At 53.9% G+C, this 21,281-nt stretch carries 23 protein-coding genes; 13 read left to right on the forward strand and 10 right to left on the reverse strand.

Translation table 11 applies throughout. From position 1 onward, the window contains the following. The 7 genes from K239x_RS10505 to K239x_RS10535 all read right to left on the reverse strand — a co-directional run bounded on the left by K239x_RS10505 (window position 1) and on the right by K239x_RS10535 (window position 5,415). The gene (locus tag K239x_RS10505) at window positions 1–534 is read right to left on the reverse strand and encodes a hypothetical protein (RefSeq protein WP_145417755.1); all 534 of its coding nucleotides are present in this window, start codon (window positions 532–534) and stop codon (window positions 1–3) included. Between the two features lie 9 nt (window positions 535–543). Then, the gene (locus tag K239x_RS10510) at window positions 544–918 is read right to left on the reverse strand and encodes a rod-binding protein (protein ID WP_145417756.1); all 375 of its coding nucleotides are present in this window, start codon (window positions 916–918) and stop codon (window positions 544–546) included. 22 nt (window positions 919–940) lie between these two features. After that, entirely contained in the window at window positions 941–2,143 is a 1,203-nt protein-coding gene (locus K239x_RS10515) for a flagellar basal body P-ring protein FlgI (RefSeq protein WP_145417757.1), read from the reverse strand. Between the two features lie 44 nt (window positions 2,144–2,187). Further along, window positions 2,188–2,832 (reverse strand): flagellar basal body L-ring protein FlgH, encoded by a 645-nt coding sequence (locus K239x_RS10520; protein WP_145417758.1) that lies wholly within the window; start codon window positions 2,830–2,832, stop codon window positions 2,188–2,190. Next, window positions 2,829–3,590 carry a flagellar basal body P-ring formation chaperone FlgA gene (gene flgA / locus K239x_RS10525; RefSeq protein ID WP_419189910.1) on the reverse strand — a complete coding sequence of 254 codons (762 nt, stop codon included), beginning with the start codon at window positions 3,588–3,590 and terminating at the stop codon, window positions 2,829–2,831. Before flgA ends, K239x_RS10520 begins: the two co-directional genes overlap by 4 nt. A 290-nt stretch (window positions 3,591–3,880) precedes the next feature. Then, window positions 3,881–4,660: a flagellar basal-body rod protein FlgG gene (gene flgG / locus K239x_RS10530; protein ID WP_145417760.1), complete on the reverse strand. Its 780-nt coding sequence runs from the start codon at window positions 4,658–4,660 to the stop codon at window positions 3,881–3,883. A 26-nt stretch (window positions 4,661–4,686) separates the two neighbouring features. Continuing rightward, window positions 4,687–5,415, reverse strand: coding sequence for a flagellar hook-basal body protein (locus K239x_RS10535; RefSeq protein ID WP_145417761.1), 729 nt, complete (start codon window positions 5,413–5,415; stop codon window positions 4,687–4,689). Between the two features lie 343 nt (window positions 5,416–5,758). Between K239x_RS10535 and K239x_RS10540 the strand changes: the two genes are divergently transcribed. From K239x_RS10540 to K239x_RS10590, 11 genes are all read left to right on the forward strand, one after another. Continuing rightward, window positions 5,759–6,271 (forward strand): flagellar basal body-associated FliL family protein, encoded by a 513-nt coding sequence (locus K239x_RS10540; RefSeq protein ID WP_419189911.1) that lies wholly within the window; start codon window positions 5,759–5,761, stop codon window positions 6,269–6,271. Further along, window positions 6,268–7,137 (forward strand): FliM/FliN family flagellar motor switch protein, encoded by an 870-nt coding sequence (locus tag K239x_RS10545; RefSeq protein ID WP_145417763.1) that lies wholly within the window; start codon window positions 6,268–6,270, stop codon window positions 7,135–7,137. The genes K239x_RS10540 and K239x_RS10545 overlap by 4 nt, the downstream gene beginning before the upstream one ends. 43 nt (window positions 7,138–7,180) lie before the next feature. Beyond that, window positions 7,181–7,552, forward strand: coding sequence for a FliM/FliN family flagellar motor switch protein (locus tag K239x_RS10550; RefSeq protein ID WP_145417764.1), 372 nt, complete (start codon window positions 7,181–7,183; stop codon window positions 7,550–7,552). Between the two features lie 55 nt (window positions 7,553–7,607). After that, window positions 7,608–8,696 carry a flagellar biosynthetic protein FliO gene (locus K239x_RS10555; RefSeq protein ID WP_145417765.1) on the forward strand — a complete coding sequence of 363 codons (1,089 nt, stop codon included), beginning with the start codon at window positions 7,608–7,610 and terminating at the stop codon, window positions 8,694–8,696. A gap of 229 nt (window positions 8,697–8,925) precedes the next feature. Beyond that, entirely contained in the window at window positions 8,926–9,666 is a 741-nt protein-coding gene (gene fliP / locus K239x_RS10560; protein ID WP_419189912.1) for a flagellar type III secretion system pore protein FliP, read from the forward strand. Window positions 9,667–9,676: 10 nt separating this feature from the next. Next, window positions 9,677–11,842, forward strand: a complete 2,166-nt coding sequence (locus tag K239x_RS10565) for a flagellar biosynthesis protein FlhA (RefSeq protein ID WP_145417766.1) — start codon at window positions 9,677–9,679, stop codon at window positions 11,840–11,842. Continuing rightward, window positions 11,839–12,093 carry a hypothetical protein gene (locus K239x_RS10570; RefSeq protein ID WP_145417767.1) on the forward strand — a complete coding sequence of 85 codons (255 nt, stop codon included), beginning with the start codon at window positions 11,839–11,841 and terminating at the stop codon, window positions 12,091–12,093. Before K239x_RS10565 ends, K239x_RS10570 begins: the two co-directional genes overlap by 4 nt. A gap of 128 nt (window positions 12,094–12,221) precedes the next feature. Next, on the forward strand, window positions 12,222–12,929 hold the full coding sequence (locus tag K239x_RS10575; protein ID WP_145417768.1) for a sigma-70 family RNA polymerase sigma factor: 708 nt from the start codon (window positions 12,222–12,224) through the stop codon (window positions 12,927–12,929). Continuing rightward, window positions 12,914–13,120, forward strand: coding sequence for a hypothetical protein (locus K239x_RS10580; protein WP_145417769.1), 207 nt, complete (start codon window positions 12,914–12,916; stop codon window positions 13,118–13,120). Before K239x_RS10575 ends, K239x_RS10580 begins: the two co-directional genes overlap by 16 nt. Window positions 13,121–13,125: 5 nt before the next feature. After that, a complete protein-coding gene (locus tag K239x_RS10585; RefSeq protein ID WP_145417770.1) occupies window positions 13,126–14,163 on the forward strand; it encodes a hypothetical protein in 1,038 nt (345 codons plus the stop codon). 4 nt (window positions 14,164–14,167) lie between these two features. Next, on the forward strand, window positions 14,168–14,800 hold the full coding sequence (locus tag K239x_RS10590) for a hypothetical protein (RefSeq protein WP_145417771.1): 633 nt from the start codon (window positions 14,168–14,170) through the stop codon (window positions 14,798–14,800). A 141-nt stretch (window positions 14,801–14,941) separates the two neighbouring features. Here the strand turns inward: K239x_RS10590 and K239x_RS10595 are convergent, their stop codons facing one another. Continuing rightward, window positions 14,942–15,226, reverse strand: a complete 285-nt coding sequence (locus K239x_RS10595) for a DUF427 domain-containing protein (RefSeq protein ID WP_145417772.1) — start codon at window positions 15,224–15,226, stop codon at window positions 14,942–14,944. A 329-nt stretch (window positions 15,227–15,555) separates the two neighbouring features. On the opposite strand from K239x_RS10595, the gene K239x_RS10600 reads away from it, so the two are divergent. After that, entirely contained in the window at window positions 15,556–16,572 is a 1,017-nt protein-coding gene (locus K239x_RS10600) for a bestrophin family protein (RefSeq protein WP_145417773.1), read from the forward strand. 114 nt (window positions 16,573–16,686) lie between these two features. Here K239x_RS10600 and K239x_RS10605 read toward each other — a convergent pair whose 3' ends face one another. Both K239x_RS10605 and glpK read right to left on the reverse strand, forming a co-directional pair. Beyond that, the gene (locus tag K239x_RS10605) at window positions 16,687–17,778 is read right to left on the reverse strand and encodes an NHL repeat-containing protein (protein ID WP_145417774.1); all 1,092 of its coding nucleotides are present in this window, start codon (window positions 17,776–17,778) and stop codon (window positions 16,687–16,689) included. Between the two features lie 110 nt (window positions 17,779–17,888). Continuing rightward, complete coding sequence (glpK, locus tag K239x_RS10610) at window positions 17,889–19,376, reverse strand: glycerol kinase GlpK (RefSeq protein WP_145417775.1); 1,488 nt, start codon at window positions 19,374–19,376, stop codon at window positions 17,889–17,891. A gap of 498 nt (window positions 19,377–19,874) precedes the next feature. Here glpK and K239x_RS10615 point away from each other — a divergent pair, with 498 nt between their 5' ends. Then, window positions 19,875–21,260 carry an arylsulfatase gene (locus K239x_RS10615; protein WP_145417776.1) on the forward strand — a complete coding sequence of 462 codons (1,386 nt, stop codon included), beginning with the start codon at window positions 19,875–19,877 and terminating at the stop codon, window positions 21,258–21,260. The last annotated feature ends 21 nt before the right edge of the window (window positions 21,261–21,281 follow it).

Consider the following 21,281-nt stretch of genomic DNA (forward strand, 5'->3'; position numbering starts at 1 on the left):
CTAACAGGTCCTTCCGAACAAGTTGCCGCGAGGCGTATCGATCGACTGTCCGTTGGCGCGATAGTTTTGGCCATCACAGTCTGTCTGAAAAACGCCCGCGAGATACTTTTTGTGAAAGTCGAACGTATAGTGCAGCATGGCTTGGTTGTTGACCAAGTTAGACTGAGCCGTTTCGCAGCGACTGAGAATGTCCGCACGAAGTGCATCCAAGTCGCTGGTGGTGTCTTTTGGCAAATCGTCAAAAATCTCTTTGATCGTCGCGTAGGCTTTGCCGGTATGGGAGCCAACGCGTACCAACAGCGATCGTCGAGCCGTCGCTACTTCGCTCGCCGACTGCTGCATTTGAGCGGTCATTGGTTCCAGCGATTTGACATCTTCGGCAGACGGTCCACGCAGTCCTTGCGCCATCAGTGCGGTCGCAGTCGCCTGGTTGAGGTCTTCCAATGACGACGCCAAACGTGATTCGAGAGCCAGGTGCCGCTGTAGCAGCACGGCCAGTTTCTGATCGGGTTGTTCGTTCAATTTGACAGTCACTTTCGTGTCCTAAGCCGTGAATGAAGTTGGTGGCGACGCTTCTTTGCTGTCCGATCCGTCAGTATCGGTGCTAGGGTTCAGTTTTTCGTACTGTTCCAGCAGCATGTCGGCGATCCCAAGCGGCCGCGACTGGGCCAGTTCTTTACCGATGAAAAGGTCAAACATACCGCCGTACGTGTCGGAGCCTTCTTCACCAAAGAAGCCGCCTTCGAGCGAATTACGCATCTCCTTTAGCATCATCGATAGAAACACACTCTCAAATTCGGTGCCCACCGATTCGATGTTCTTTGCATTCGTTTTGTTATCCAAGCTGCCAGCACCCATCACGTCCAACATCGGTGACGATGGGCTGCTCGCTAAACTTCCGCTGGCTAGTGGATTCATCTCAACGTCCTTGTTGTGAAAATCATTCGATGATCAATTCGGCCTGCAACGCGCCTTGGTTTCGCAGTGACGTAAAGATATTGATCAAGGTGTTGGGCGATACCGCCAACGTATTGAGCGCCGTCGCTAAGTCGCCAACCGTCAGGCCTTCACGCCAGACGTTGTAGGTACCGCCGCTTTCGACAATGTCGATGGCTGTTCGGGGAAGTACCGCTGTCTGACCGCCCGCCAGAGCATTGGGCTGCGAAGCGATCGGGGATTCGCTGGTCGCGATCACGATGTTTTCGCTGGCAAATAGGACGCGTGAAATTTTGACGCTGTGTCCCATCACGATCGTGCCAGTCTTTTGATTGATCACTACACGGGCAGGCTGATCAGGGCGCACGCGCAGGTCGCCAATGGTCGAAATGAATGCGGGCAAATTCTGCTGAAACGTTCGCGGGACAAAAATATCCAATGTTCCCGAATCCAGAGCACGAGCATGATTCGGGAAAATCCCGTTCAATGCGTTTGCAATTTGAGTTGCCGTTGAATAGGCCTTGTTTCGCAGGATCAATCGGATCTTTCCGTTACGGATGATGTCACCGCAGTTGATTTCGCGTTCAACAATTGCTTCGCACACACCCACCGTCGGGTGATTCTTGGTGACACTACCGGCGTCGCCTTGAGCTGAAACGCCACCACCGATAATCGGACCTTGGGCGATGGCATAGATTTCGTCGTCAATTCCGCGCAGCGCGGTTTGGTGCAGTGTTCCGCCTCGCAAACTGCTGGCATCGTCGGCAACGGAAACATTGACCAAGATCGTTTCGCCTTTTCTGGCGTACGCTGGGATCTTTCCCGAAACGAGCACGGCCGACATGTTCTTGGTGTCGACTTTGGTCAGTTGAATACCGCGACGAAGGTAGTAGTTGGTTGCCAAGGATTGTGTCTGTTCCGATTTGCCACCGGTGCCACTTAGGCCAAAGACCAGGCCCTCGCCAGACACGTGGTTGATCCGATCGCCCTGGACGAAAGTGATGTCCTTGACCCTGACGCTGGGGTCAAGGTTTTCTACAAAGGTCGGCGCCCGCATGCTTGCCGTGTTCGAAACAGCGGTTTGTTGGGGAGTGATCGCCCGCCCAGCCACCGGCGGCGGAAGTGGTGGCTGCGCAGCGACGATCACAGGCAGGATTGCGACTGACCAGATAGCGATACATGCGAGGGAGCGAATGCGAAAATGCATAGTCAGTTGATGAAGGTGGCTGATGGATGAACGGTGTTGGCTAGCTAGAATGGCCAAACTTTGTTGACGCGTCGGCTAAACCAGCCCTGTTTGTTGTAGGACTGCTCGGCCCCTTTGGCGTCGAGTTCGATCTTGAGGTTGGCAACCAAATGTGACGGCACTGTGTTGTTTGGCAGCACGTCGTACTGGCGGACGATGCCCGACAGCCGTAGCTGTCGTTCGTCTCCTTGCACCGAGATTGCTCGTTCGCCTTTGATGACTAGATTTCCGTTGGGCAACACATCAACGATGGTGACAGTGAATTTGTCGCTAAACTGTCGCTCGCTGCGAAACTCGGTGTCGCCACTGAACGCGCGGCTGCTGGAGGATGTTTTGCCGAGATTGCCGTTGCCAGTTGCCGAGCCCAGGTCGCCACCAAGTCCATAATCCAAGCCAGCGGCGATGGACGAGTTTCCAGATTTATCCAGCGATCGTTCGTCGCGGTTTTCGACGTCCGTGCTTTCATTGATCATGACTGACAACAGGTCGCCGCGATGGCGAGCGGCGTAGCTTCGATACTGATCGATCTGATTCACACTGCGACGTTCGAATAGACTTTGCGCATCGGCGTCGTTGACAAAGCATGCCGACGCACAAACGATTAGCAAAGTGCAGCACAGGGATTGACCTGTAAATTTGCGGGAGATCATCGACGAACCTTTCCGGTTATTGGTAGCACTCGAGCCAGATTGCGATCGACTACGATTGCGCTGAGCTGTCGGTTGGAACGGGTGTTGATGACCGTGATTGTGTCACCGACATCGCCGGTCGAAAGTGACTTCGCGTTTTTTAGTCGGATCTCATTCCGCCCCAGTGGGACGATTACGTCTAACAAGTCATTGCGTTTGATGATTGGTTCACGTGAATGGGTGCGTTCGGCCAAATAGCTACTCAAGATGACTTCGTTGCTGGCGATGTTGCGTTTGGCCACCCGGCCGACCAAGTAGCCGTCTCTTGCAAAATCTGCTTTGCGGACAATGGGCCGTTGGACAAGATTGAACATGGAGGAGTCCAAAACCACGCCACGCTCGATCGGCTGTTTTGCCAGCGCGACTCGGATCGATACGATGATCTTGGCATCGAATCGTTCGACAAAGTGAGGTCCGTGATTGGGAGCAAATTCGACTTCGACGGAGGTCTGGCCCATCGGCAATTGATCGCTCAGCAGGACCGTGGTTTGGTAGTCCCCGTGTTTCAGTTTGTCCTGAACGGCTTTGGTTTGTTGTTCATTGGCAAGACGCACGGTGACGTCGCCGACGCCAAGTGCGAACTGCCGTTCGATTTCGTTGGCGAGTTCGGTTTCTAGCCGAGGCGCCAAGCGAGTTGTTTTTCCACAGCTGACCAGCACGGCTTCGGGGCCCGAAACGGAAAACTGAGTCCGCGGGTAGCCATCGATCAAGATCCTCATTTCCAGCTGTTTGCGAGGGATCAGGCATTTTGCTGATTGGGACCGAATTGATTCCAGATCCAGATGCGCAATACGTCTCCGGTCGGATGCGCTTCCGCCGGCTATTTCTGCGACATCACCTACCGACACCATTCCAGCGGAAGGTCTTAGGACGTGCGAGCGCATGGAAACCTGAATTTGCTGGGCAAACGAATGCACCGGAACGGCGCACAGCCACACACAAACAAAGGTCGCGTAGATCAGGTTGGATGAATACGTTTTCATACAAGTCAAGCTTCAGGTTGCGATCGTTATCGGACCAAGTTGCTGGCGGATGACAGCATCTCGTCGCCTGCGCGAATCGCACGCGAATTGATTTCGTAAGCACGCTGAGCAGTGATCAAAGAAACCAATTCCGAAACCACTTCGACATTCGCGCCTTCGATGAATCGTTGACGCAGTTGCCCGTAGCCATCAGTGCCGGGTTCGCCCAGCGTTTCCGCGCCCGATGCCGCTGTTTCTGCGAAAAGGTTGCTGCCCAGGTTTTGCAAACCCGCGGGATTGGCGAATCGTGACAATTGAATGGAGGCGCCCGTGGTCGACACTCCGTTTTGCCGATAGCTGACCACGCCGTTGGGCGAAATGGATATGTCGGTCGCAGTTGGCGGGATCGTGATTTGTGGATCCAGCAGGTAGCCGTCCGAGTTGACGACCTGCCCTTGGTCGTTTGTCGTAAACGTACCGTCGCGTGTGTAGGCGACCGTGTCGCCTTTTTGGACTTTAAAGAACCCGTCGCCTTCGATCGCCATGTGCGTATCGATGCCAGTTTCTTGTGGTGAACCTTGCGAGAAAATGCTGGTGGTACCCACCGCGCGAACCCCGGTGCCGATTTGTAGACCGATGGGTTTGATTTGACCATTGGCCGACGCCGCGCCGGGCGGGGTGCTGGTGTCGTAGATCAGATCGGCAAAGTTGATGTGCTTCTTTTTAAACCCGGTCGTGTTGACGTTGGCAAGGTTGTTGGCCGTGTTGTCGATCAACAACTCCTGCGCACGCATACCGGTAGCACTGGAATAAAATGCTTTTAGCATGGTTTGGGTCCATCCTTGGGTCCCGTCTATGCGCGGATGTATTCGCGCAATGATTCCGAAAGAGCGGTAGTCGCTTTTTGCACGGCTTCATATTGACGATTATTGGCGATCAGCGCGACCAATTCGTTGACCGGTTGGACGTTGGACAGTTCGTGTTGATGCTGTTGAACATTTGCGGGTTGTTCACTGACCACTGAGTTGACCCCCGGAACAAATCCGGCGACGCCCAGTGGTATCAACGTTTGATTGTCCTCGAACGTCACCGTTCGGATTTGGCCCAGCACATTGCCATCAGCCGAAACCGTTCCATCGGCTGCGATCACTACATCCTGATCTCCAATAGTTGGGTCTATCGTGATTGCGCCGGTCATTCCTTGAATAGGAAAACCCTCCTCATTAACCAGCAAGTTTGACTCAGGCTCGCGAAACAAGCGTCCGTTGCGCGAAAGGTACTCGCTATCGCCGGTGCCACCACTGTTGTCAAACGCAAAGAATCCATCGCCGGCGATCGATACGTCGAGCGGGCGACCGGTTTGGACCTGTCGGCCGGGAGAAAAATCGGAGGCGTACGATTCAATCTCGGGGCCCATCAAAATCGTCGAATCAAGGTTGTCCGCATCGAACGGTTGCTTGACGCTTGCTTGCACTCGGCGATGGCCGCTGGTGGTTGCGTGCGCCAAGTTGCTGGAGATCACTTCCTGTTTTCTGGATAGCGTATCCATCGCCGCAGCGCCACTGAAGAGTCCGTTGATCATTGGCCGTGTGCTCAAAAATGAGGCGAAAGAAACAGTGTGAGAACTGCAAGGCTGATTTGGCAGATTCGTTGGGAATGTCGCAATCAACCGTCTAATCAGGTATCGCGTTGCAGCCCGGTCAGACTGGAGGGGGTTAACCCTCAAACGGCCGAGTTTCACATCACTTCATCAAGTCGTTTTGCGGGCAAGTCGATAAGTCTTAACGGTAACGCGGGTCAAAACGATTAGCGGCTTTAAACGGCCGGTAACCCGTGTGACACTAAAACACCCACAAAAACTCGCTTGATCCGACGGCTGACACGCCATGTCTTGGCCTGCGAACCGTCCTCCCAGGAGTCAAACGATGGCTGAAGAAACTGAAGAAGTCGCCGAAAAGAAGTCAGGTGGCATGATGCCCAAACTGATCATCTGGGGCGTCGTGTTTTTCCTGGGCATTGGCACTGGTGTCGCAGTGGTCATGTTTGCGGCGCCAGCGGCCGAAGTCGAAACGGCCAAACCGGTCGACAACCAAATGGACATTCCCGAGGCAGACGAGAAGCTTGCATTTGTCGAATTTGATGAAGTCGTGGTCAACCTCAACGACGCTCGGTACTCGCGCTATGTCACCTGTAACTTTTCGTTGCAAGTCGCAAACTCGCAATTGATCGCGATCCAAGCTCTGGTCGACGAGCAAAACGCCATCCTTAAGAACTGGCTGATTGCTCACCTGCGCGACAAAAAGCTGGAGGACGTCAAAGGCAAGCTGGGGCACAACACGCTCCGTCGTGAGATCCACGACAAGTTTAACGAGATGCTATTTACCGACGGTGTCGAGCGTATCCAAGACGTTCTTTTCCAGGACTTCAAGGTTCAATGAGCGATTCTGACCCCCGCCCTTTCGATTTTCGCGAAATCGCTGCGTTGGATGACGCTGCGGTCGCGTTTCGCAATTGGGTATCAAAATCATCCAGCTTCTTTTCTGATTTTTGGAGCGAAACGTCGGACTACGCCGCGCAACTGACTCTTGGAGACATCAGCACCAACTCCTACAGCAAAGCGATCGAAAGCTTGTCGCGTGAAGTGAATTACAGCATCGTCGATTTCGTCGACTACACGCCTTCGATGTGGCACGCTTCCAACAAGGACTTGCGCACGATCGCTTTAGCGATGCTGGGACTCGATGACGGGCCCGACGTAGGTGACGATGCTCTTTCGCCAGTCGAGATCTCGCTCTCGCAGCTTTTCATCGAGCAGCTTGCGATCGCCTTGGTTGATGGCTGGATGGGCGATACAGCGTTTGAACTGAAGCCTTCGGCGTTAAAGCTGGATCCGCGTAAAGCGCGTTTCGTTCGTGACAAGGACTTGGTGACGTGCACGAGTGTCAAAATTGGTTTGAAGTCCGGAGCCGTCGGAATCAACTGGCTGCTTTCAAAACAGAAGACGAGCGACTTGTTGGAAAGTGCGGTCGACAATCGTGGAGATGACGCCTCGCCGAGTGAACCGCAGAGCGCGTCGCCACAATTGGTCGGGCGTTTGCCCATCGATGTGGTCAGCGTGTTGGGCCAAGCGACTTTGCCAATGTCACAGCTTTCGGATCTGCAAGTCGGACAATTGATTGAACTGGATCAGCGGATCGATCAACCAGTCACTGCCTTTGTGAATGAAACGCTCTTCTACGAAGGCTGGCCGGGGCGCCGCGGCAAGAACCAAGCCATCGAAATCACTCGCTGCTTACACAGCTGATCTATCCCGCGACACCTGATCACCCCACAACTGAGACGCCACGATGAGTAAAACCAACGAAACTGAAAACGATGCGGACGGCACCGCCGCCGTTGCTGACGAACCGCAATCGGATGCTCCCGAAACGAGCACGCCGGAGTTTCAAGACATGAAATCGGCTCCCGGTGCTGGCGGCGCAAAGTTTGAAATGCAGCGTTTCGCCGGGGTTCAAGTTGTTTTGACGGCCGAGTTAGGTCGCACACAAGTCACGATCCAAGAACTGATGTCTCTGTCCGAAGGAGCCGTGTTGGAACTGAATCGCCCGATCAGTGCCCCGGTCGAACTGATGGCACAGGGAGTGCCGTTGGGCAACGGTGAAGTCGTTGTGATCGAAGATCGATTTGCCATACGCATCAAAGAAATTTATCAATCGTAGCCGTTGATCACGCGATTCGCTGATCACCTACAACTTGAGACGACTGGATGGATTCATGACTCAAGCCTCCCCCCACCACTGTGCTGCCGCTGGAATCGCTTTGGGAACCCTGTTCCTTTTTGCGGGGGCCGCTCCTGCGCAGACAGCGTACGATTTGCCACCGACGTTGCGTGCTGCCAATGAAGTCAAGCAGCAGTCGGCAAGCGTCATCGATCAACTAATCGGAAGCTCTGCTCAGCGAAATGCAACCGAGCAAACCGCTCCTGCAGCACGAGTCAATCAAGATCGGCAGACTCATTGGGCCGCGACCCAGGCAGTGTCCAGCAACGAACTTCGCGTGTCGGACCAAGCGGAGCAACCGGTTCTGCGGCGACAAAGTATACCGAAGGCACCGCGTGGCGAAGGCTATGTAAGCCGCGCCGATTCGGCTGCAATTCCGTCCGCGACCGGTCAGCGACGCGTTCAGTCAGCGTCCTTCGAACGAGCCGACCAAGTGAGCGGCCAACAGAGCGGCAGGCAACATTTAGGCAGCCGAATCGCGAACAGCGACAAAGCCTGGGACGAAATCCTGAAGTCCAGCACGGCAGCGACTCAGAGTTCCGCACCCGAAGAGTTGCTTGGTCTGCAAGATCAAGCGTCGGCAGAGTCATTCCTTGCCAAAGAGCAATCGGAACCTACTAACGACACCAAGAGTACAGCTGCGTTAATCAAGAAGATCTCCATCAATCTGATGTTTGTACTGGCTGCCGCGTTCGGTTTTCTGCTGTTGGTCAAACAGTGGCAGAAAGGAAAGTCCGGCGGCAAGGCGGTGGTTGAGCAAAAGAACGATGCCCTCAACGTTAGCCAGATCCTGCCGCTTTCCAACGGTGCGTCGCTGCATGTCGTCCAAGGAAGCGAGAACAAGTTCTTGGTTGCGATCGATTCCGGAGGGATCAAATCGGTCAACGTCCTGACTGGTTCGTTCGAGGACGCGATGACACAGGTCGAAACACGTCAGCAGCGTCGTCAATCGTCGCGTCACGAACCCGTAGGCCAGCGAACGACCGACCGAGTGGTAGAGACAATTGATCCGACGGACGTTCCTTCGGAGATCGATGAGAAACTGATCAAGATGCTGCTGCAGCGAGCCCCGCAAGCGGCTTAGCGAATGGCTGATTAACGAACGAACGAACGAACGAACGAACGAACGAACGAACGAACGAACGAACTGAAGCACTATCAATTTCGATTAGCCCCTGACCGGGCTTTGTTATTGAACCCAAGCACAAGGCCCAGTTTGCGGCCTTGCCGTGACGCGCCGCCAAAGCCCTGGCGGCTGACCATTTACAGCAGATTTGCCGGCATGCCGGCACCCCCCACAAACTGGATTGCAAATGGATTTGCTATTCATCGCACAGACAACTGCCCAACCTGCGATGGAAGGCAGCAGCGACCCGGGGATCCTATCGGATCTTACCGCGCCGATGCAGATTGCGCTGTTGCTTGGTGCGCTCAGCTTTGCCACCGCCATGCTGGTGTGCGTCACTGCATTTACTCGCATTATCATTGTGCTGTCATTCGTGCGTCGTGCCCTGTCGACTCAAGAGATTCCACCCAACCAAGTGCTGCTTGGCCTGAGCATCTTTCTGACGATGTTCGTCATGGCGCCGACCTTTGAAGCGATTCATCGTGACGCGATCACGCCTTTGTTGGAAGCGAGCGAACGAGCTCAAGAAACGGAGTCGGAACCCGACTTTGATCTTGATGATGCTTGGGCGGTGACGTCGGGTGAGCTGAAAACGTTCATGCTTGGAAACACACGAACGGAAGACTTGGCGTTGTTCTTCGAGCTCTCCGAGACTCCGCCGCCGTCGCATCGCGTTGACACCCCGCTTAAGATCATTGTGCCCGCCTTTATCATCAGCGAGCTCAAGACGGCGTTCATCATGGGGTTCTGTATCTACATCCCGTTCCTGTTGATCGATTTGGTTGTGTCGACCATTTTGATGGCTTTGGGCATGATGATGATGCCTCCAGTAGTCGTCTCTACGCCGTGCAAACTATTGCTTTTCATCCTTGTTGATGGCTGGCAGTTGATTACACGAGCGCTCGTCTCCAGCTTTGCAACAGTTTAGGGGACAGGCTATGAAACCATCCATTGATTCAAATTTTGGCTTCTTGCAACGCAGTGAACTGTGGCTTTCGGCAACATTCTTAGTCACGCTTGTCGTGCTCATCATTCCGTTGCCGACGTTCCTGTTGGACATGTTTTTGGCGTGTAACATTGCCGCAGCAATCATGCTGCTGTTGATCACGCTGGGTGCCAAGAAGCCGCTTGATGTATCTGTCTTTCCATCGATGCTATTGTTGCTGACGCTGTTTCGTTTGTCGCTCAATGTCGCGACGACGCGTTTGATCCTTTTGGATGCTGACGCGGGAAAGATCGTGCTGACATTTGGTGACTTCGTGGTGGGCGGCAATTTGATCGTCGGCGTCGTCATCTTCCTGATCCTCGTGACGATCCAGTTCATCGTGATCACGAAAGGTGCAACGCGAATCTCTGAAGTCAACGCAAGGTTCACTTTGGACGCGATGCCAGGCAAGCAGATGGCGATCGATGCGGAATTGAATACCGGAGCGATCAACGAGAAGGAAGCCAAAGTCCGACGCGACAATCTGACTCGTGAAGCCGAATTTCACGGAGCAATGGATGGTGCCAGTAAATACGTCCGCGGTGACGCGATCGCCGGACTGATCATTATGGTGGTCAATATCCTGGGCGGGATGCTGTTGGGGGTCATGGATGGACAACCGTTGGCGGACGCGTTGCAGGTGTATTCGATTTTGACGATCGGTGATGGATTGGTTTCCCAAATTCCAGCGCTCATCATCGCTACGAGTGCGGGCATCTTGGTGACCAAGTCGGCTTCGGAATCAAGCCTTGGTGACGAAATCAACGACCAAGTCGGTCATGGCTACAAATCGCTGTACATCGGGCCGGCGATCCTGATCATGGTCGCATTGACGCCCGGTTTTCCGAAGATACCGTTCTTTATCCTTGCGGCCGGGCTGACGGTGTTTGTCCTGTATGCACGGCGTCGTGATGAAGACGAAACGCAGCGTATCGAAGCCGAGAACGTGGAGCCTGAAGCACCGGAGCAATCGCCGGAGGAGAAAGGGCTGCAGAATTTCTTGCAAACCGAACGCATCGTTGTCGAGATTGGTGCCGGATTGATTTCGCTAGTCGAACCCAAGAAAGGCAAGGGCATTGCCGATCGAATCACGACGTTGCGCGAAGATGTTGCGATGGAACACGGATTTTGGATTCCCAAAGCACGCATCCGCGACAATTTGCAAATCAATGTCAATGAATACCGCTTCCTGATTTGCGGTCGTGAAATTGGCAAAGGCGAGATCGCGGTCAATCATTTACTGGCCATCAATCCAGGAAACATCACGGCGGAATTGGACGGGGAAGACACCCGTGATCCGGCATTTGACTTGCCCGCAAAATGGATTCCCGAAACGCTTCGGCGTCGAGCCGAGATCTTAGGGTTTACCGTCGTCGACGCGCCGACTGTCTTGATGACACACCTAAGTGAGGCATTGCGAAAGCACGCTCATGAACTATTGAGCCGTCAAGATTTGCAGTTGATGCTGGAGAAACTCAAGGAGATCGCTCCAACGACCGTTGAAGAGATCAAGCCGGATACGGTCCGACCTGCGTTGCTGCATCAAGTGTTGGTGCATCTGTTGCGAGAAGGAATTCCCATCACGTCATTAGAGAAGATTGTGGAGGCTGCTGTGCATCACGGTCCGCAACACAAGGATCCGATCGCATTGACGGAAAAGATTCGTGGTGAGATCGGCCACTTGATCTGCGACCGATTCCGCGACGCCGAAGGACGCGTGAGGGTTATCATTCTGGAGCCCAACTTGGAGCATCGTTTTCGACAGAACGCTACAGCGGAATCGATCGTGTTGCGCCCCGATGAACTTGAGCGATTGGTGCAGTTGCTGCAATCCAAGTGGGAAGCGTCGCGATTGAAGAACGAACCGGCAGCGGTTCTGGTCGATTCGTCCATTCGCTATGCACTTCATCGAACCATTTTTCGATCGCTTCCAGAGTTGTCAATTCTCTCGTACAGCGAAATCCCATCTGATTTGCTAATTGATTCAGTCGGAATCATTCGACACCAAGAAATAGTCGCGGCGGAAAACGCCAACGGCGAAATCGACTTGATGGCGATGAACCAGCCAGCGAATACTAACCAGTCGCCGAACACCAATAGTCCAGGAGCTACTCCATGACAAATCGGATAGCTCGTCGCGATGCAATGCGAGCAAAGAACGCGTTCCCCTATGGGAAGTTTGTCGGCCTACTGACGGCCGCTTTCGTGACTTTGGTGGGTGTGTACATGCAGTTGGAACCGATCACCATTTTGATGCGGTCGACCGTGTCGGCGATCGTGATTGGAACCGTGGTTTCGGTAGGCGTCAGCATTGTCCGGTTGGCCGATGCAGAAAATCCAAATCAAAAACAGAATGTAGGACGAGGCTAATCGACGCTTGAAAATTTGTGCAGACTTTTCCTGTTGATAGGACGTCTGCAGATGGCAGTCAACGAATTGCAGCAAGGAAGCTGCTTGCGTCTGCCTAGAGGAAAATGAACGCGTGACTGAATGGATTGATGAACGCACCTACTTCCACCTACAAGCGAACGGCAGAAAAAAGTCGGGATCAATTGATCTTGGACAACGTTGACTACGTTGCGCGCATTCTCAGTACGATGGCGTTCAAAGCTACCAGCGACGAGGAACGCGAAAATCTCAACTCCGCTGGAGTGGTGGGATTGGTCGAAGCGGCCAACAATTTTGATCCCAGCCAGGGCGTTTCCTTTCGTACATTCGCTTATCGCCGTGTGTACGGCGCGATCGTGGATGAGATGCGAAAGACATCGCTCGTGTCGCAGGTGGTGTTGGCACAAATCGGCGTGGTCAAGAAAGCTCACGAGATTCTGGAGCCACCGGTCACGCCAGAACGAATCGCGGAAGAAACCGAGCTGACGTTAGAGCAAGTCGTGACCTGCTTGGAAGCGATGCGATTTATCAAGCCCGATGATTGGAACGATCTTTCGGATGTCGTTCACGGGAGTTGGCGGTCGTCGACAATGTCCGCTCAGTATGAAATCGAGTCGGAAGAGTTGAAGGAAATGCTGGCCGAATCGATCAATGATTTGCCTGAACGCGAACGGCTTGTCCTGTCGCTCTACTACGACGAAGAATTGAATCTCGCCGAGATCGGCGCCGTGCTTGAAATATCCCAATCCAGGGTGTCACGTGTGATGGCGTCAGCCCGCTTTCGATTGCAGGAGGCAATTCGATGCAAGATGAACTAATTCGTGGCAACGTCAAAGTCGCATCGGTGGGGCCAAGTTCGTCGGCCAGAGCCCGCGTGACTGTGGGCCCGCCGAAGCCGTCGGATAGACAAGCCGAAATCCTAGTGGAAAAAAACGGAGAGCAGATCGAGTCAATCGTGATCACTTGTCCTTGTGGCGAGAAAATCACCATCGTCTGCGATTATGTGTAATCGATATGGCAAACGCTACGATGACAATCGTCGATAGATTCCGCACCGGGCGCCGTTCCGCTCTATGTGTGGCCATTTTTGCGCTGCTGTGTTCGCAGACGTTCGCGCATGAACCAATCGATTCGCCGGCGTCCGATACGCCTTCGCGCGGTCGTGTTGTGATGGAGAAGATCGATAGCTTTCAAACGTCCGTGCGACAGAAACTGAAAAATGTTTTGATCCGTGACAAGGATGTATCTACCACTGTCGAAACTGCGCAGCCGTTGGTCCCGCGTTCGTCGCGTTACCAAGTAATCCACATGGCGGGCTCAAGACGAAACCGCCGTGACGAGACGTTGACTCAGGGGGCTAGCCAGGCAAGAAGTGAAGTGCGTGATCAGCCCCGCGCGGGGCACCAATGGATAGCGGTCGACAGCGACGTCGATCCGATTCAGTATCGCGAGATTCTTGAGCCCACAAGCGACAGCTTGCCTCCCGCGATTCCCAGCATGGATCGTCATTCGCAAATACCGTCGCTGCCCGAACCGCTCCGTCCGATTTCGCGCCGCCCAATTACTGGCGACGATGGAATCAATGCGGGCGGAGGGTATCCGACCGAATTGACGCACCGCTATGTACCGGGCGAAGGATTGATTCCGCCGACCGGTTCTCTGGGGCAACCCGGTGTCGCATCGCAGGGACCAGTCGTTTCCGGTTCACGTCTGGGGTACGCCCAAATCACGGCAACAGAGAAAGCGTTGGCGTTGATGCATGAGAACGAACAGCTTCGAAATGCAAAAAAGAACATTGCCGGCGACAACGAACGTCTTCGCGAGTCACTTAAGTCGACTCAGGATCTTTTGGCTCGCACCAATGATGCGGTCAGAGCGGCACAGATTCAACTTCAGAATGCGGAAAACGCTAACCGTCGACTGCGAGAGCAAGTTGCGCAAGCAGAATCCAAGCACAAGCGGTATCTGATGGAAACGGATCGGATGCTGACGTCGCTGCGTGATGAGCTTGACGAAGTCTTGGTGAGTGAAATCAACCAGCGAGGAAACTAGGCCAGTGCGACATCGAATCACCACGCTGTTGATTGTTTGCGTTACTTTTGCGTCGGCCGTCAACGCCCACGAACCGCCGAAAACGTGCGAGACCTACGTCGGGTTTCCAAGCACGCATGTTGTTTCGCGTCACTGTGATTCGATTCGGCCCCGACGCATCGTCGTCGTGACATGTCCAAACCGACAAGACCGATTGAAGGAACAAGATCTGTTCGCTCGGTTCCTGGCGGCGCAGATCGGACGCAATACGAATATTGACGTCCTTGTCGGCAAGGAGCAAATTTGCCGCGACCACATGCCGATGCGGCGGGGGACGTTTGACGAATTGCACCTGTTGCAGCTTTCCAAAAAATACCAAGCCGATTGCGTGATGTTCTGTGAAATTGGCCAGCTATCCGCCTATGAACCAATGCAGGCTGAAATGTCGATGCTGTTGGTTCACGTTGGTGAATCCATCGCACTGGTATCTGCAAAATCGGTCTATGACGCACGGGATTCGACAACGAATAAATCGTACTTGGCGTTTATCAACCAGGCGAATCCCGAATCCGCACTCAGTGTCGGTGCGCACACGCCGACAAACTTCATCGAGTTCGCGTCCAGTCACTTCGCCTCCGGGATAGAATCGATCTGGTAGCGCCCGATTGTGGGGCGCGACGACGATTGTTGGGCGAAACGAATGTCATTGTGTGAATGACCCGTTCTGCCAACGATTCGACGGGAAGCAGTCGGGGGCGCGGCGGGCTGCATCACGCGTGAATCCGCGGAGAGTTCTCCGTCAGGGCTGAACCTGGACTCCTTTCCAAAACGCGACGTAGTCACGTATCTCGGCGACGGCATCTTTGGGCTCCGGATAATACCAAGCTGCTTGCTTGTTTTGCTCCGTACCGACTGACAGATCGTAGTAGCTGGCGGTTCCTTTCCATCCGCAGACGGTCGTGTGATCACTGGGTTTGAAGTGCTCACGCACGATCGAATCGGGTGGAAAGTAGTGATTGCCTTCGACGACTTTTGTATCGTCACTTTCGGCCAAGACGGTGCCTTGCCAGATTGCTTTTGCCATGTCGGTTCGTTTTCACTCCGGGGAAACTAATCGGTTCAAAGGCTTCGATGCCAGTGGATTATCAGGAACTGTCCAGTCCTTGTGCACCGCAGAATGCGAGATGCGGAAAATTTTGGATCAGAAGTTGGTTCCTCGCTCGCGATCGCAAGTAAAGTCAGGTATCAACACGACTGCTGTTTCCTTCTACCATAACGACCTGAACAGTGGTGTAACTGCGGCGGCGGTTCAAGTCTGCCACAGAGTTGAAAAGCCGCGGGCGCGCAGTGGGACGACTGCGATCGAATTCCCGATCACGAACAAACGTATTTCCAAATCAACCGAACGCTGCAATGTACACTCGCCGAAATATTCGCTGGAACGTCATCTATCAGTTTGCGTTTTGGCCTGTGATCGCGTTTACGCTCTGGAACCTTGTGGTGGTCGCCGCGTTCACGTGGATGTTGCGCGGAGGACACAACATCAGTTTGCCAATTGCGCCTCTGGGAACGATCGGTGTCGCTGTGGCATTTTACATCGGTTTCAAAAACAATCAGTCGTACGATCGCAACTGGGAAGCACGAAAGATCTGGGGCGGCATCGTCAACTGCAGTCGTGCTTTTGCCAACCAAGTCCTCAGCTACATCTCGGCCGCTCACTCCGAACAACCGTTTGACGAAGCGGAACTGGCGGATTTGCACCGCACGATCATCTATCGGCACCTCGCTTGGATGCACGCACTTCGTTTTCAGTTGCGTCGGCGGACGCCCTCCGGTTTCGATCCCAAAGGGGCTGCGCGTTTTTTTATGCAGGAGACCGATTTGGATGCCATGCGGGATCAGCTCTGTCAGTTGCTCTCCGAGAAGGAATTGACGGTTGTTTGCGATCAAGTCAATTCGGCCACTCAGATCTTGCGTCTGCAAACGGATCACCTTCAGCAAGTCATCGAACGCGATCGTCTGACCGATGAATTTCGCTACATCGCGCTGATGGCCAATGTCACGGAAATGTACGCCTTGCAAGGGAAATGCGAACGAATCAAGAACACGCCTTTCCCAAGACAGTATGCCTATTTCAGCAATTTGTTTACGTGGATCTTTATCGTTCTGCTGCCGTTCGGAATCGTTGGCGAATTCGCTTCACGAGGCGATGCGATGGTATGGTTGGCGGTGCCGTTTACCACGATTGTCGGCTGGATATTCTTTACGATGGAAACCGTCGGTGACGCCAGTGAAGATCCGTTTGAAAACTTTATCAACGACGTGCCGATGACTGCTCTTTGTCGAACCGTCGAAATCGATCTACGTCAGATGATGAGCGAAAAGGATGTGCCGGAACCGCTCAAGCCGGTTAGCGATATTCTGATGTAGTGAACTTCCGCTGTAGTCGTGTCTTTGGTTTCGAAACGCTCCCAAGCGGTACAGTCATCGCTGCCAAAGGAACCGCGGCGATGTGCATAGCGAGACGTTCATCGAAGGCGACCATTACACTTTTAGCAATTTCGTGACACGGCCGTCTTGGACGTATTCGCTAACGTAAATATTGCCGTCTGCATCGAAGCAGGCGTCGTGAGGGTGGACGAATTTGCCAGGCTTCCATTCGTTGCGTTTGCCGCGAATGTTCTGTTTTCGGTCCATGACTCGTTGTTCCCACTGCGGATCGTGTCCCAGTTTGGCGACCACTTGATCGGTTTTGTCCAAGATCGTCACGCTTGCTCCAATGTCGGCCACGATCAGCCAGTCGCCACGTACATCGATGTCGGCAGGTTTGGCAAATCCCCCAACTGATTTGAGATGCGTTCCGTCCATCGTAAACCATTGCAAACGTTTGTTGGCACGGTCTGCGACGACCAACTTGGGCGTCCCATCACGGTCGTCCAGCCACTGGCCATGCGGAGTGCGGAATTGCCCGTCGCCGCTGCCTGGAGTTCCCAGAGTACGGACGAATTTGTCGTCTTGATCGTACTGAAACACGTAGCCGCTTCCATATCCGTCGCCCAGGTAGTAGCCGCCGTCGGGGCGAAAACTGCTGTTGGTCGGACGGTAGCGTTTCAGTGTGACACCACTGTCCTGTTGCAATTCCTTGCGCCCTTTTGCCCAAACGATTTCGCCGTCAAGTGTCATCTTGGTAAACGACATTGCGGCGTCATCGGGTGATAGGTAGAGAAACTCTTCGGTGTGCTCACGGCGAATATCAATGCCATGGCCGGCCGCTTCTTTATCGCCGCGGTGTTGCGATGCAAGCGTTTGAATGAACTTTCCGTCGGCATCGAAAACATAGATCGATCCATGCGTGCCATGATGACTGACGTAAAGGCGGTTTTGGCTGTCGACGGCCACACCGTTTGACGTCCAGCCATAGTGGTGCCCAGACGGCAGCGAAGTGCGACCCCAGTCGTGAACGCACTGGTACTTATGTTCGCCAGTTCCGACGATCGTGGCTTGGCCGCCCGACTTGTCTTGCGCTCCGACGATGGTCAGGCCGACAGGTGATTGGCCGACCGTGGCTGCACCCGCGACGGTGACAGCAGCGACTTGTTTGGCGAATTGTCGTCGTTGCAGTTTGGTTAAATTCATTTTGAAACACGGATGTGAAAAGTATGAAGCGGAACTGGTAGAGAACCCTGCCACGGTGTGCCGATCTAGGAGGCAGGCTGGCTCTGGAGCAGACTGGCTAGCGATTGCGACTACGAATCCACCGTCCATCCGCCGCTGCGATCGACGGCGCGGTTCCATTGCGTCTGGAGTTGGCGGCGAGTCGCGGGTTTCATTTTTGGTTTGTACCGAGCCGATTCTTGCCACTGTTGGCCGATCTCTTTTTGGTTTTTCCAAAAGCCCACTGCCAGTCCGGCCAAATACGCGGCACCTAATGCGGTCGTTTCGTTAACTTCAGGGCGGACGACATCGACGCCCAACAGATCTGACTGAAACTGCATGAGGAGGTCATTCATGGCGGCGCCTCCATCGACACGAAGTTGTTTTAGTTTGATTCCCGAATCGGCTTCCATCGCGCGGACGACGTCGGCGGTTTGAAAAGCAATTGATTCCAGCGCAGCGCGAGCGAGGTGGGCTTTCGTGGTTCCCCGTGTCAAACCGTGGATGGTCCCTCGGGCGTAAGGGTCCCAGTGCGGGGCTCCCAAACCAGCAAAGGCCGGCACCATCATTACGCCATCGGTATCCGGAACTTGGCACGCTAGTTTTTCGATCTCGGCAGATGTTTTGATAATGCCCAACCCATCACGCAACCATTGCACAACAGCGCCGGCAATAAAGATGCTGCCTTCTAAAGCGTAGTGAGTTTTGTCGCCGATTTTCCAAGCCGTTGTTGTCAGCAGCTTGTTCTTTGACACAATCGGCTCGGTCCCCGTGTTCATTAGCATGAAACAGCCGGTCCCGTAGGTGTTCTTGACCATGCCGGGTTTGGTACACACTTGGCCAAACAGAGCGGCGTGCTGATCACCAGCCATGCCGGCAATGGGAATCGCCGCACCGAGATGAGTGGTTTCAGCGTAGACTTCGCTGCACGATCGAACTTCGGGCAGCATCGCGGCAGGAATATCCAGGGCGGCCAATAGCGGTCGATCCCACTTCTGCGTTTTAATGTTGTATAGCATGGTTCGTGAAGCGTTGGTCGCGTCGGTCATATGGACGCGTCCATCGGTCAATCGCCAGAGCAAGAACGAATCGATGGTGCCAAAGGCTAGTTCGCCGGCTTCGGCTTTGCGGCGGGCGCCTTTGACGTTGTCCAGAATCCACTTGATCTTGGTACCCGAAAAATACGCGTCCAGAATCAAGCCCGTTTTCTTCTGAATCGTACGGTCTAGTTTTTGCCGTCGCAGTTCTTCGCAAATGTTGGCAGTCCGACGGTCTTGCCAAACGATCGCGTTGTGGATGGGTTTGCCAGTCGCGCGATCCCAGACAACCGTTGTTTCGCGTTGATTGGTGATGCCGATCGCGACAACGTCCTTGGCCGATGCTTTCGATTTTCGCAAGACGGATTTGGCAACCGCGAGCTGCGTTTTCCAAATGTCCTCGGGATCGTGTTCCACCCACCCAGCCTGAGGAAAGTGTTGCGGAAACTCACGCTGGACAATTCCCGCAACTTGGCCGCGACTATCAAACAGGATCGCTCGCGAACTGGTCGTTCCCTGATCAAGTGCAAGAACAAATTTCATTTCAAAGGCTCGGAATGTCGGTCGCAAAAATTCAAAGGTGAATCGCTAAGTCTAACCGTTCGGAGGCATACCGAGTGACATCGCAGGCGATTGTGTAGTTACGCCGAACGATTTTTCTGTTGGCTTGGCTGTTCAGTTGGAATTGCAAGTTGCAACCAGGATCCAGCGAGTCATTGTTGGAGTGGTCGATGCTTGATGGCGATCGCATGGCTGTTCAAACGGTCACAGTCGTTGTGCAAGTGGCTTCGACGTGTTGCTTCAGAATCTGCGATGTTGCTTGCGGCGATGCTGCCGAACACGAATCGAGAGAACGGCAGCCGATTGCCGGGCGAGCGGGCAGAATTGTTGCGCCGTGTTATTGTTGCGCCGTGTTCATTAGAATACGCAATCGCGTTAAGTCGAAATTTGGAAAATGAGGGATAGATCTTGATCAAACGACACACGATTGTGCTGCTCGCCTTGTGCGCAGCGAACACCACTTTGTTTGCCCAAACGCCAATGAAACCCAACATTGTTTTCATTCTGACGGATGATCTCGGGTATGGCGATTTGGGGTGCTATGGTCAGAAACTGATCAAGACGCCGCGATTAGATCAAATGGCTGCCGAAGGAATCCGGTTCACGGATTTCTATGCCGGCAGCACCGTTTGCGCTCCGTCCCGCAGTGTGTTGATGACCGGTCAACACATGGGGCACACGCATGTGCGCGGAAACGCTGGCGGTCCGGATATGAGCAAGCAATCGTTGCGTGCCAAGGACGTGACGGTCGCTGAAGTGTTGAAGTCCGTGGGATACGCCAACGGATTGTGCGGTAAGTGGGGCCTCGGTGACGAAGCGCAAGGCGGGCGATCAGGACTGCCGCGTCGTCAAGGATTCGATTTTTTCTACGGTTATCTCAACCAAGTTCACGCGCACAACTACTATCCCGAATTTTTGTGGCGAAACGAAGTCCAGGAAACTTTGGCCAACAATGTCAAAAAGGTTGATCGCAGCTACGGCGGTTTTACAGGCGGTTGGGCGACCAAGAAGGTTGACTACAGTCATGATCTGATTGCCAACGAGGCGCTCAACTTCATCAAACGCAGTGCACGACCGATGGTCGATGGCAAGCCGTTTTTTCTCTACTTGGCGTTAACCATTCCTCACGCGAACAACGAATCTGGCAAAGCACTTGGCGACGGGCAGGAGGTTCCCGACTATGGGCAATACGCTGACAAAGATTGGAGCAATCCCGACAAAGGCCAAGCCGCTATGATTTCGCGAATGGACGCGGATGTCGGACGCATACTTGATCTTTTGAAAGAGCTAGGCGTGGAAAAGGAAACGCTGGTGATGTTCTCCAGCGATAACGGGCCACATGACGAAGGCGGGCACAATGTCGAGCGTTTCGATCCTGCCGGACCGTTGCGAGGCATGAAGCGTGATTTGTACGAAGGCGGCATTCGCGTCCCGTTGATCGCGAGATGGCCTGGCACGACTCCCGCAGGCGTGACTTCCGACCACGTTGGTTACTTTGGCGATCTGATGGCAACGGTGGCTGATCTGTCCGGGGCTCAAGTCCCCGACGATACCGATTCGGTCAGTTTTGCTCCAACTTTGATTGGTTTGGAAAGTGAACAGGAGAAGCATCGCTATTTGTACTGGGAGTTTTACGAACGTGGTGGTAAGCAAGCGGTTCGATCCGAAAACTGGAAAGCGATCCGGATGCCTTGGAAGACAGGAACCACGCAGTTGTATGATTTGAACGAAGACGTTGGCGAGGAAAACGACGTCGCCGTTTCGCATCCTGAACGAGTCGCTAAGCTGGAGAAAATGATGGATGAAGCCCACCGGCCTCATCCCAGTTGGACGGTCAGGGGACGCAAACCTGCTGTCGCCAAATAACCCATTGCCTAGGAAAAACAC

The sequence above is a fragment of the Stieleria marina genome, assembly GCA_007741555.1.
Classification (GTDB): domain Bacteria; phylum Planctomycetota; class Planctomycetia; order Pirellulales; family Pirellulaceae; genus K23-9.